Below are 12,461 nucleotides of genomic sequence, written 5' to 3'. Positions count from 1 at the left end.
TATGACTAACAGAAGAGATTTTTTAAAAAAGGTATCGGCAGGAGCAGCCGGTGTTGCCGTTGGTGGAACTGCAATGGGCATGTCGGCAAAAAGTTACAGTAAAATTTTAGGTGCCAACGACAAACTTAATGTCGCCATTATGGGACTTGGGCGTCGTTTGGGGGCTTATTTTGCACCAATTGCAGATAAAGAAAGTAATGTAGAATTAAAATACCTGTGCGATGTAATGGAGCACCAACGTAAAAACGCTGCCGAGCGCTTTTCAAAGCATATTGATTACACGCCAAAACTGGAAAACGATTTCCGAAAAATACTTGATGATAAGGATGTGGATTGTATTATCAATGCAACTCCCGATCATTGGCATACTCCGGGGTCGGTTATGGCTATGCAAGCCGGTAAGCACGTTTATGTTGAGAAGCCCTGCAGCCACAACATGTACGAAAATGAGATGATCGTTAAAGCAGCGGAAAAATATAACAAAGTTGTTCAGATGGGGAACCAGCAGCGTTCATCAAATCATACGAACGAAATTATTAACGAAATTCATAACGGAGTGATTGGCGTTCCGTACAGAGCGGTGGCATTTTACATCAACCAAAGAGGTGAAGTGCCTGTTCAGAAAAAAGCGGCAGTACCAACCGGACTTGATTGGGAAATATGGCAGGGGCCTGCAGTTCATCGCGAATATACCGAGGAAACCTGGGATTATAACTGGCACTGGTACGGTTGGAATTACGGAACAGGGGAAACCGGAAATAATGCAACACACGAGCTTGATGTTGCCCGTTGGGCATTACAGGTAGGTTTACCAAATAATGTGCATGTTGAAGCCGGCAAGCGCCATTTTTTCGACGACGGTTGGGAAATGTACGACACCATGGATGCTACATTCCTTTTTGGTGACGACAAAGTTATTAAATGGGACGGTCGCAGCCGTAATGGTCATAATACTTACGGTATGGGAGGCCGCGGAACCATTATATACGGAAGCGAGGGAACTGTATTTGTCGACCGTGGAAAATACGTTCTCTATGATCGTGGAGGAAAAGTTGTTAAAGACAGCGTTTCTGCCTCGCAGGAAGCAGGCACTGCTCTTGGTGGAGGTGGCGATATGTCTACAAAACATGTACAAAACTGGTTTAATGGAATTCGTGGTAATGGTGAGTTAAATTCACATATTCTGGAAGGCGCGATTAGCCAGACAATGGTGCATTATTCAAACGCAGCTTACCGGATAGGACATGGATTTGATATCTGCGATAAAACAGGAATTATGTACGATCGCGAGGCCATGAAATTATGGGGCAGAGAGTACGATCCCAGTTGGGAACCAAAAATATAGAAATAACATTGATAGATAAGGCAGGATTTTCCTGCCTTTTTTTGTACCTGTTTTATTAACTGATTAATTCATTTTGATGAATTAACTACCCGCGGGGCTGACGAAATAATTGTTTTTCAATTATTTGTCAGGGTTAACCTAGACATTGAAAATCAGTGGGCTGCTTTAATAAAAACATGTATCATCAAGATTTTCAATCGTCAACACTTCGTGTGAAAAATATTATTAATTTTTCAGGTTAAAAAGAAGGAATATAAATTAATAATGGCTTTGTATTTGTTCGAGTGAAGGTCTTAAAATTTCGCTTACTTTTTTAATTTAGTGCTTTACTCGAACTATAAAACTAAGAGAATGACAGAACCTACTATTTTTAGTGATACTTTTCTGGCCTTTGGCAGTCATTGCGACGTGGTGCTCCCCAACCTTGAAGCCGTTAATGCAAAAATAATATTTCAACAAATAAAAGCAGAAATTGAACAGCTGGAAAGTACGATCAGCAGGTTTAGTTTATTGTCTGACATACACGAGCTTAATCAAACGGGAAAAGACGTTTGGATGGAAGTTCCCGGCGAATTGTGGGAAATTCTGACAATTGCAAATGATTTTAACCAGATGAGCCAGGGAGCTTTCGATATAACGATGTTTCCACTACAATCGCTTTGGGTAGAAAAGGAAAATGTAGAAGAAAACGAGCTGCAAGAAGCAAGGAAAAAATGTGGTTTTGATAAAATTGAACTTGACATCGAGAATAAGAAACTTCGTTTTAAAGAGGACGGGGTAGAGTTGGATTTTGGTGCAATTGAAAAAGGTTTTGCGCTCGATTTAATCAAACCATTATTAATCGATCTTGATGTTAAAGATGCCATTATCAGTTTTGAGGAAGATGTTGTTTTGGCGCTGGGAAAACATCCTGCCGGAACAGACTGGCCATTGGGAATCCGAAATCAACAGCAGCCAAGCGAATTTGCGCATGTTTTTGAAGTCTCAGGGCAAACCGTTTACACAACCGGAACCGTGTATATTCGCGATGATGGCGAAGGAATGAAGGAGCGGAAAATAATCAGTCCGGCAACCGGCCTTCCTGTTGAAGGAAAACGAACTGTTTCGGTAAAAGCCGACTCGGCAACAATGGGGGCTTTTATTGCCAATATTTGGCTTATCCTTCCCGAGAATGATAAAGCAATCATCTCTAATCAATTAAATAATGTTGAAATTCTGGAAGTAGAATATACATTGGATGATGTAATCACCAAGACAACAATAATTGAAGAGGAGGGGCAGTCATGAAAAGATTGTTTGCATTATTGTTGTTCTTTGTACTGTTTAGCAATGGATTGTTGTGGGGGCAGTTGACCATGAAAAAACAAAGCGATGGAATTAAAATTGTTGATGGTTCTTCCAACGTTTTGTTCTATCAAATGAAACCCTTGAATAAAGACGGTGCTTACGAACGTTGCAACTATATTCATCCTTTGTGGGGGCTAAACGGGAAAGTACTTACTGAAGATTTTCCGGCCGATCATTTGCATCATCGCGGTGTTTTTTGGGCCTGGCATCAGGTTTGGATTGGCGATAAACGCATTGGCGATCCGTGGGAGATAGAAGATTTTGAACAGGAAATTACTGAAATAGAATTTATTAAAGATCCGGATAAAACTATATGGTTAAAAAGCGAGGTGCTTTGGTCGTCCGACAAGTGGAAAAAGAATGGCGAACAGAAGCCTTATATTCGTGAGAATGTTTCCATTCATGTACACGAAAGTAGTTTAAAAAATCGAAGAATAGATTTCGAAATCAGTCTATTAGCGCTGGAAGAAAATTTACGCATAGGAGGCTCTGAAGATGAAAAGGGCTATGGTGGTTTTTCCGTTCGCATGATTTTGCCCGATGATGTTCAGTTTACGGGAGAGAGTGGAAATATTGAAGCCAAAAATACTGCCGTTGAATCGGAAGGTTTTGTAAATATTTCAGGATCGTTGGGTAAAGGAAATTCAAAGGCAGGAATTGCAATTATCGATAACAAGGATAATCCTGGTTATCCGCAGAATTTAATTCTACGCGAAAAGAATAGTATGCAAAATATTGCCTGGCCCGGATCGGAACCGGTTGAGTTGTCAACCACCGAACCACTGGTTTTAAAGTATTCACTTATTGTTTATTCCGGGAAATTAAAATCGAAAAGAATCTCAAAATTAATTGACCAATAATTACACTTGCTCGATCGAACCAATAAAATTTGAAACAAAATGACAGATAGAAGAGAATTTATTAAACATTCGGCAATAGCCACAGCTGCAGTTAGCGTGGTGCCGGGAATTTTGAATGCTTGTGCATCACCTGCCGAACAGGTTAATGTGGCGCTTATCGGATGTCGTTCGATGGGATTTAGTAACCTGAAAAGTTTTTTACGAGAAGAAAACAATGTTGCCTGTGTGGCTCTCTGCGATGTTGATAGTAATGTTTTGGATAGTAGAGCTGCAGAGGTAGAAAAGATGACCGGAACCCGGCCGCTTACCTACAATGATTTTAGGCAGGTGTTGGATAACAAAGATGTGCAGGCAGTGATTATAGGAGCACCCGACCACTGGCATGCCATAATGATGATGATGGCTTTGGATGCCGGGAAACACGTATATGTTGAAAAGCCAATGGGCCACAGTATTGAAGAATGTAATGCGATGGTGGCTGCCCAGGCAAAACATCCTGAATTGTATTGTCAGGTGGGAATGTGGCAACGCAGCTCAAAACATTGGTTTGAAGCCTCAGAAATTGTAAAGTCAGGATTGCTGGGCGATGTTCATTTGGTAAAAGCATGGATTTACAAAGGATATGATACGCCTTATCCGGTGATGGAAGATTCAGCCGCACCGGATTATGTAGACTACGATATGTGGTTAGGACCGGCTCCAAAACGTCCGTTTAATATGAACCGTTTTCATTATAATTTCCGTTGGTGGTGGGATTATGCTGGCGGAGCAATGACCGATTGGGGCGTTCACTTACTTGATTTTGCCTTATATGCCATGGATGCCGATATGCCTGAATCGATTTCTCCGGGTGGAGGTATTTTTTATCACGAACCGGGTGCCATTGAAACACCGGATATTCAGCAGGCACTTTATAAATATCCCAAACATACCATGATTTGGGAATGTGGTTTAAACCCGGGGATTGGCCCATACCAAAAAGGACACGGAGTTGCATTTGTTGGTCAAAAAGGGACATTAGTAGTTACACGAAATGGCTATGAAATATTACCCGATCATAGCAACGAATTAAAAGGTCCGTTCTTTGAAGCAAAAGCACAGAAAAATTATGGCGATGGTCTCGATGAACATGTACAAAATCTTCTGTCGTGTATACGAAAAGGTGGCACATTAAATGCTCCCGTAGAAATTGGTGCCAAAACAGCAATCGTGTCTGAGATGGGAAATATGGCCTATCGTGTTGGGCAGCGAATTAACTGGAATAACGCTTCGAAGACTTTTAATGAAACAGCAGCTAACGATCTTATGGGGTTGAATTATAGTAAAAACTGGCAATTACCTAAAGTTTAAAAGTAGGATGTTGAATTGCCGAAAATAGTTTTGTGCGATGGAAAACGGGAAGTTAAAATTAGCTTCCCGTTTTTTATGAAGTGCCAACTCCTATAGAAATATTCTTATTTTTAGGCAAATGAAGAAGATCGTAATCGCACCCGACAAATTTAAAGGATCGTTAACCGGAATTGAGTTTTGCAATGCCGTTGAACGTGGCATTAAAAAGCACTTCAAAAATGTGACTATCGTTAAGTTGCCGCTTGCCGATGGTGGCGATGGAACGGTTGATGCACTTCAGTTTTATATAGGTGGAGAATTAATTTCCCTGGAGGTTAACGATCCGTTAATGCAACCAATTCATGCCAATTATTTATATGCCGAAAAAGAAAAGCTGGCTTTTATCGAAATGGCCGAAGCATCGGGAATTCGCTTACTGAAAAACGAAGAGTTGAATCCGTTGGAAACCTCAACTTTTGGAACCGGCGAATTAATATTGGATGCCATAAAACGAGGCGCAAAACACATTCTTTTAGGCATTGGCGGAAGCTCAACCAACGATGCCGGAATGGGAATGGCGCGCGCTCTTGGCTTTCGTTTCTTCGATAATGAAAACAAGGAGCTAAAAGGGCAGGGGAAGGATTTAAACCAACTTTCAACTATCAACACTAATTTGGCAAATTCAGAATTAAAGAATATCAAATTTGAAGTGGCCTGCGATGTGGATAATCCCTTATTCGGGCCAAATGGTGCAGCACACATTTATGCACCACAAAAAGGAGCATCAACACGGATGGTAGAAGAATTGGATGCCGGCCTTAGAAATTTTAACGACAAAGTTGAAAAGCAATTTGGAAAGAACCTGCAAAATATTGCAGGAGCAGGTGCTGCCGGTGGACTGGGAGCAGGCTGTGTTTTATTTTTGAATGCGCATTTAAAATCGGGCACAGAACTTATAAAATCAATTGCTGATTTTCATGAGCAGGTAAAAAACGCCGACTGGATTATTACGGGAGAAGGGAAATTAGATGCGCAAACATTTTCAGGAAAAGTAATAAAAGGAGTGCTCGATTCAAGAACCAACCAAAAATTGGCAGTCTTTTGCGGGGTAAGCGAATTGAGTGAACAGCAAGGAAAAGCACACCAAATCGATTTTCTTGCTGAAATAATGCAACAGGCCATTGATGTTGATGATTCCATTAAAAACGCAGAAAAGTACCTTGAGAATGCTGCTGCGCAATTTGCACGGCACATTAAATCGGCTAAATAATCGATAAGAGGAAGAGCCTGGCCGAGTTTACTTTGCCGATTTGCCAAAGCACTACTATTACGGTGTTTAAATCTTAATTCGTAACTATACTTTACCGACAGGAAGCTTAAAAGAGAACAATGCTCCTTCACCCTTTTTACCGGTACTTTCAACGACAACTTTGCCTCCAAGCTTTTCAATAATACGTTTTACAATTGATAGCCCTAGTCCGTGACCGCTTGCTTTGGCGGGTTGCAAACGGGTGTGTTTTCTGAATATCTTTTGGTGTTGATCTTTGGGGATACCATCGCCATTGTCTTTTATCCAGTATTTCACCATTCCGTTTCCGGTTAGCTCGCAGCCAACTTTTATTACCGGTGGAACTCCTCCGTATTTCATGGCATTTGATAACAGGTTTATCCAAATTTCTTCTACCCACGGTGCATAGGCCTGCGAATTAATCCAGTTTCCCGTCACTTCTATTTTTGCATTGTACTCGGTAATCATATCCGAAATTTGATTAGATGCCGATTGATAAATTTCGTCCATTTCAACCGGTACTGTTTCAACATTTTCATGACCAGCAGTAGCCATTTTTAATAATTCGTTGGTGACACTAATGGTTTTTGCTGCTGATTCCTTTACTATTTTTGAAAATTCGTTAACAGTATCCATATCGCCATCTTGTATCGCCTCAATAATAATATCGCTTGATGAGTGGATCAGTCCCAAAGAATTTTTCAGATCGTGCGCCAGGGTATGTGCATAAGCATCCAGGTCATCGATTAGTTTTTCATTGCGTTGGTTCTGTTCTTTTAGTTGTTTGTTCTTTTCTGTTAGCTGAATTTTTGCCAGGCGAATTGAAGAAACGTCACTTAAAACCATCAATTTCCCGTTATATTTCCCCAGCTGGTCGTAAAGTGCCGAAATCCTTATCTGGAAGTAGTTTGTTTGGTTTTTATTCTGCAGCTCAAAGTCGGTAAACCGATCATCAACCGACTTAAGAAGCTCAATAATATCCGGATAATTTTTAAATGTTTTTATGAAATTTGAGTGAATGATAGTCTTTTCATTAAGATTAAAAATTTTTATCAGTGCCGGATTAACTTCTTCAATAATTCCATTTGTATTTATTACCAAAACACCTTCATTCATGGTCGTCAGTAATTTCTCGCGGGCAAGAGGAATGAGCTCGAAGATTTTATAGCGGAATATACCAAACGCAATTATTAATCCTGTTACAACAAACGAAACGGTGGTCCAATCGAAACCCGGCACCGGATTGATATTAAAAATGTACATCAGGTTGGCAATTACCGGAATAAGAGAGGCAATGATTAATAAGCGAATTTGTTTTTGGTAAAAACGGGTAAAGGTCGAAATCGAACTAATCAGGTTAAAAATCCCCCACGCGATTAGCGTAAACGTATAGATATCGAAAATCCAAAACCAAATACCATGTTGGTAATGCAGTATGTTGGTACTGCTGTTTAGACTGTAATTTTTCCATATCAGCCCGTGTTTGTCGTTGGTAAATACCAGAACCAGCGTAATTATCGGAATAATAAGCGTGATAAGGATATTACGTTTATTTACCAAACGAAATTTCTGACTAAAAGCAGTGGTAAAAAAGAAGTATGAAACCGGGATAAACGCGATGCCCAAATACGACATTTGCGAATAGAAAACTTTTTCTTCCAACACGGGAGTCCCAAATTCCAGTGCGTAACTAAAAGCCCAGATAGCAACAAAAACTTCCAGTAAAATAAGGAAGCGTACCTCGGTGGCTTTTCTAAATTTCCATAAGAGGATACATGTTCCGATTGCAGTAAAGGCAGTTATTAGTTGAATACTGCTGATACTCGGTATAAAGTCAATCATAGGCAGCGTCTGTTGCTAGTTGTACAAATTTACAATTCTATAAATTGTGCCGGCATTTTGGTTCTTTATGCAAACAGGATTGCCAAAGAAAAGTTCAAAAAAATCCACCAATCAAAATGTTATTAATCATTGTTTTATTTCCGCAGTTTTATTCTCTTTAACGCTTTAAAATTTTTAAAGAATGATGAAAAAGAGTTTATTGCTATTATTACTTGGTTTAAGTCTGTTTCAGCTTTCGGCAAAAGAAGGAATGTGGATTCCTATTCTGCTGGAGAAATACAACCTGGCAGAAATGCAGGAAATGGGTTTTAAACTTACTGCTGAAGATATTTATGATGTGAACCAGTCGAGCATGAAAGATGCAGTGGTAATTTTTGGTGGCGGATGTACCGGCGAACTGATTTCGGATGAAGGGCTGTTGATTACCAACCACCATTGCGGATATCGGCAGATTCAGTCGCACAGTACGGTGGAACACGATTACCTGACCAACGGTTTTTGGGCCATGAGCCGCGATGAAGAACTGCCAAACGAACGTTTAACAGTGAGTTTTCTGGAATATATGGAAGACGTTACCGATAAAGTAATGGATGGAACAGAAAATATTGAAGGCGAAGAAAAGGACAAAAAGATTAAAGAAAATACCGGCCGGATAATTAAGGAAGCCAAAAAAGAGGGAAAATACACTGCTTCGGTAAAACCGCTTTTTTATGGGAACCAGTATTTCCTGTATGTTTACAAGGTTTATAAAGATGTACGCCTGGTTGGAGCACCACCATCGGCCATCGGAAAATTTGGCGGCGATACTGATAACTGGATGTGGCCACGGCACACCGGCGATTTTTCACTTTTCAGAATTTATGCTGATGAGAACAACGAGCCGGCAGAATATTCGCCTGACAACGTACCATTTAAACCAAAGAAATCATTTCCGGTTTCGATGAAAGGAATTCAGCCCGGCGATTTTACAATGGTCTTTGGTAATCCCGGATCTACCATGCAATACTGGCCACACCAAGCGGTTGATATAACCATGAACCAGCGCGATCCGGACCGCATTATGTTGCGCGATAAAAAACTGGATATTATTGGAAACGATATGAAATCGGATCCGAAAATTCGTATTCAGTATGCTGCAAAATACCAATCGATAAGCAACGCATGGAAAAAATGGCAGGGTGAAATTAAAGGATTAAAACGTTTGGATGCTATTAATAAGAAGCTGGCCTACGAAGAAGAATTCAAAAAGTGGGCACAGCAAAACAATACCTGGGATAACAAATACAAAGAAGTTTTTGTTGCATTTGACGAGCTGTATTCCGACTATGCACACTACATAAAAGCATACGATTATTACCGGGAAATAGTGCTGCGTGGAGTTGAGGTGTTCGGGCAGGCACGCACCCTAAATTCTATCATTAACAATATTGAGAACGGCCAGACTGAAAGAGCGGAAAGCATGCGTTCGGCTATGCTGAAAAGGCTTTCCGGCTTTTATAAAGATTTTAATCAGCCAACCGACGAAGCTTTGTTTGCCGCCTTAATGCCCGAGTTGATAAATGGTCTTGATGCATCGTTTTTACCTGCTGATGTGGTGGAAACAATAAATAAGTACGATCAGGAAAAACTCATTAAAAAGGTTTACCGGAAATCTGTTTTAACCGATCGCGAAAAGCTGGAGGATCTGCTTGAAAACGGATCAGAGAAACAACTGATAAAACTGCGCAAAGACCCTGTTATTGAACTGTTCAACAAACTGAATTTTATTTACGAAAAAGATATTATTTCGGAGGTGCGAAAGATCAACAAATCCATTGATGAAAATATGAAAGTATACATGGCCGGATTGATGGAGATGAAAAAGGGGCAGGCTTTTTATCCTGATGCCAACCTTACCTTGCGTGTAGGCTACGGAAAAGTTGAAGGTTACGAGCCAACTGATGGTGTTGAATACAAGTACTACACAACGCTTACAGGCATTATGGAAAAGGATAATCCCGCGATTTATGATTACGACGTGCCTGAGCGTTTAAAGGAATTATACAGGAATAGTGATTTTGGCAGGTACGAAGTGGATGGCACAGTACCGGTGTGTTTTACGGCCTCTAACCACACCACCGGAGGCAACTCAGGAAGTCCGGTGGTAAACGGTAACGGAGAGCTAATTGGCGTAAATTTCGATCGCTGCTGGGAAGGAACCATGAGCGATATTATGTACGATCCGGAAGTGTGCCGTAATATTTCGCTAGACATCCGATATGCACTTTTCATCATCGATAAATTTGCCGGTGCCGGTTATTTGTTGGATGAAATGGAGATTGTTGACTAGCAAGCAGGCTGGCTGAAACTCGAAGGTTGAGGGAAAGGATGTCATCCGTATATAATAACTGATGACGTCCTTTTCTAGTTTTAATCCTTCTTGGTTTTTATTGTGCAAACACCTTCGGTAATTGTATTTCTCGCCATTTATTGTTAAGTGTAATTTCACGACTGATTCTAATTTACAATATTATTAAGGTACTGAGTTGGAGTTAGACCGGTAATTTCTTTAAACGCGTTGTAAAACGTAGAGCGCGAATGGTAACCCACTTTTTCAGCAATACCTTCAATCGTTAAGTTGGCATATTGTTTGGTTTCAAGAATTAATCGTGCCTCGTTTACCCGATATTTATTAAGTATAGTTTTAAAAGATTCTTCAAAGCGATGATTTATTACCATTGAGAGATAAGTTGTATTGGTACCAAGATGATCTGCAAGTTTTCGGATAGAAAGGTGCGGATCTTTGTATATTTTATCCTCCTCAAAAAGTATTTTTAAATTCCTGTATAGCACATCTTCATCTTTTATCGATTTCCCGTTTGAGTGATTGTTCCCGTTCTGTTTAGAGTTGTATTCTGCTTTTCTGAGTTGCTGATTGACTTTGTCCAGTTCTTTGTTCTTTTTCACCAATTCGTAGTATGTGGAGTTTAGTTTTTTGTGATTTCTACGAACAATGAACAGAAAAACTAATCCTAAAAACGATATACTTAATACAGCAAAAATTATAACTTTTTGTTTTTTTGTTTTCTCGTGTTCTAAATTATTCTCTAATGTAAGTCGATCAATACGTTCGCGTTGCAATAGATAATCAAGGTCAGCACGTGCAGCTCCCAGCTCCTTAGCATTGGTTTTCATGCTAATTTGCCTGGTTTGAGCAGCCGAAAGATTGAGATATTTTAAGGCCAGCTCAAAGTCAGGGATCAGCATCGCGACTTCATACAAATAATAGTAAAAACCTGGCGATGCATCTTTTTTATCGTTAAACGATTGACGATGATCAAAGGCTTTCTTTAAATAATTACTAGCCGAATCTTTTTGGCCGATTTTGGCAAAATACCACGCTCTGCTCCGGTAGGCATTACCCAAAACATTGTATAAATTGTTTTTTTTGCCTTGTTCAATAATATATGCTGAAGTTTTGTTTACAGCTTCCACACTGTCTGCTATCGAATAGCTTAGTTTTTGCATAATGGCAGTAGTTAACTCTGCCGGACTCCCTTTTATCCTTTCAAATGATCGTGACTTTTTGTAATAGTCGATTGCTTTAATATGCTCGTTTTCGCGATAATGGGAATAACCAATAGTGTAATAGACTTTACTTAGTTGAGTAGAATCTCCTGACTGTTCTGCAATTTTAAGGGCTTGATCAAGATAACTGTGCCATGTTGTGTCGTTGGTGCTGAAATGTGAATTATGATACATAAGTAGCAAGGCACGTATTTTACCTTCCCAATAAGATTGAGCCTGGATAACAGGAAGAACCTTTTTACAGTATTCCGTTGATTGGTCGTACTTATGCATGTTCCACGAATACTCAGCAATATCCAGTAAAATGTCTGCCAGCTTTTTGGATGTCTTTGGTAGTAATCCTGAATTATACATGCGTTTCAGATAGCTAATTTGCACTGCATAAGTACGGTTACGCCTTGCCATTTGCTCACCGTACTCTAATATTTTGAAATTTAGCTCAGGGAAAAGCTTAGCGGGTAAAATCTGCAAAGCGGAATCAAGGTATAAGTTAGTTAGGTCATGTTTCTCAATCGCGTTATTGTTGCTGGACATTTCACAGTAAAAAGTGGTTTTAGAGAAAACATTGTCGGTGTTGAAATATTTTGTTCTGTTAGTAATTAACCACTGAATATTTTTCTTCCCGATTTCAGTATTTCTTTTCTGGTGCTCTAAACAATTAGCGAAGTATATTGTGAGACCGTTTTTATCGGTTGGAATAATCTGCTGTTGCTTATTATTTGTGTTCCCGTTTAAGTTCAGGGAGGCTTTAATAATAATCAGCAGAATTATTAAGGCAGAGGTTCTCAGCATTTTGCTTTTGATTTTTATCGCGTGATTAAGTTAAATGCTTTCTGTGAAATAAGCAACTAACTTATAATGTTTAATAAAACATTTAGCGGCA

The 12,461-nt window shown here is 39.7% G+C and carries 8 protein-coding genes; 6 read left to right on the top strand and 2 right to left on the bottom strand.

What is annotated here, in order from left to right:
* The first annotated feature begins 1 nt into the window (after nt 1).
* The 5 genes from G0Q07_RS12170 (at nt 2) to G0Q07_RS12150 (ending at nt 6,151) form a co-directional block, all read left to right on the top strand.
* Nucleotides 2-1,345: a Gfo/Idh/MocA family protein gene (locus tag G0Q07_RS12170; RefSeq protein WP_163346344.1), complete on the top strand. Its 1,344-nt coding sequence runs from the start codon at nt 2-4 to the stop codon at nt 1,343-1,345.
* 351 nt (nt 1,346-1,696) lie between these two features.
* On the top strand, nt 1,697-2,632 hold the full coding sequence (locus G0Q07_RS12165; protein WP_163346343.1) for an FAD:protein FMN transferase: 936 nt from the start codon (nt 1,697-1,699) through the stop codon (nt 2,630-2,632).
* On the top strand, nt 2,629-3,552 hold the full coding sequence (locus G0Q07_RS12160; protein WP_163346342.1) for a DUF6807 domain-containing protein: 924 nt from the start codon (nt 2,629-2,631) through the stop codon (nt 3,550-3,552). Before G0Q07_RS12165 ends, G0Q07_RS12160 begins: the two co-directional genes overlap by 4 nt.
* A 39-nt stretch (nt 3,553-3,591) precedes the next feature.
* Complete coding sequence (locus G0Q07_RS12155) at nt 3,592-4,902, top strand: Gfo/Idh/MocA family protein (protein WP_163346341.1); 1,311 nt, start codon at nt 3,592-3,594, stop codon at nt 4,900-4,902.
* A 118-nt stretch (nt 4,903-5,020) separates the two neighbouring features.
* The gene (locus G0Q07_RS12150) at nt 5,021-6,151 is read left to right on the top strand and encodes a glycerate kinase (protein WP_163346340.1); all 1,131 of its coding nucleotides are present in this window, start codon (nt 5,021-5,023) and stop codon (nt 6,149-6,151) included.
* A gap of 84 nt (nt 6,152-6,235) precedes the next feature.
* Here the strand turns inward: G0Q07_RS12150 and G0Q07_RS12145 are convergent, their stop codons facing one another.
* Nucleotides 6,236-8,011 carry a histidine kinase N-terminal 7TM domain-containing protein gene (locus G0Q07_RS12145; protein WP_163346339.1) on the bottom strand — a complete coding sequence of 592 codons (1,776 nt, stop codon included), beginning with the start codon at nt 8,009-8,011 and terminating at the stop codon, nt 6,236-6,238.
* Nucleotides 8,012-8,192: 181 nt separating this feature from the next.
* Between G0Q07_RS12145 and G0Q07_RS12140 the strand changes: the two genes are divergently transcribed.
* Nucleotides 8,193-10,340 carry a S46 family peptidase gene (locus G0Q07_RS12140; RefSeq protein ID WP_246222894.1) on the top strand — a complete coding sequence of 716 codons (2,148 nt, stop codon included), beginning with the start codon at nt 8,193-8,195 and terminating at the stop codon, nt 10,338-10,340.
* 167 nt (nt 10,341-10,507) lie between these two features.
* Here G0Q07_RS12140 and G0Q07_RS12135 read toward each other — a convergent pair whose 3' ends face one another.
* A complete protein-coding gene (locus tag G0Q07_RS12135) occupies nt 10,508-12,370 on the bottom strand; it encodes a helix-turn-helix domain-containing protein (RefSeq protein ID WP_163346338.1) in 1,863 nt (620 codons plus the stop codon).
* Between the last annotated feature and the right edge of the window lie 91 nt (nt 12,371-12,461).

This window comes from Draconibacterium halophilum (genome assembly GCF_010448835.1).
GTDB lineage: Bacteria > Bacteroidota > Bacteroidia > Bacteroidales > Prolixibacteraceae > Draconibacterium > Draconibacterium halophilum.
The sequence above is the reverse complement of the archived record's forward strand: the minus strand, read 5'-3'. Positions and strand labels throughout refer to the sequence as shown.

Bases quoted from the DNA above. Each gene is read 5' to 3' on its own strand.
- G0Q07_RS12170 (WP_163346344.1), top strand. From the start codon at position 2: ATGACTAACAGAAGAGATTTTTTAAAAAAGGTATCGGCAGGAGCAGCC.
- G0Q07_RS12165 (WP_163346343.1), top strand. From the start codon at position 1,697: ATGACAGAACCTACTATTTTTAGTGATACTTTTCTGGCCTTTGGCAGT.
- G0Q07_RS12160 (WP_163346342.1), top strand. From the start codon at position 2,629: ATGAAAAGATTGTTTGCATTATTGTTGTTCTTTGTACTGTTTAGCAAT.
- G0Q07_RS12155 (WP_163346341.1), top strand. From the start codon at position 3,592: ATGACAGATAGAAGAGAATTTATTAAACATTCGGCAATAGCCACAGCT.
- G0Q07_RS12150 (WP_163346340.1), top strand. From the start codon at position 5,021: ATGAAGAAGATCGTAATCGCACCCGACAAATTTAAAGGATCGTTAACC.
- G0Q07_RS12145 (WP_163346339.1), bottom strand. From the start codon at position 8,011: ATGATTGACTTTATACCGAGTATCAGCAGTATTCAACTAATAACTGCC.
- G0Q07_RS12140 (WP_246222894.1), top strand. From the start codon at position 8,193: ATGATGAAAAAGAGTTTATTGCTATTATTACTTGGTTTAAGTCTGTTT.
- G0Q07_RS12135 (WP_163346338.1), bottom strand. From the start codon at position 12,370: ATGCTGAGAACCTCTGCCTTAATAATTCTGCTGATTATTATTAAAGCC.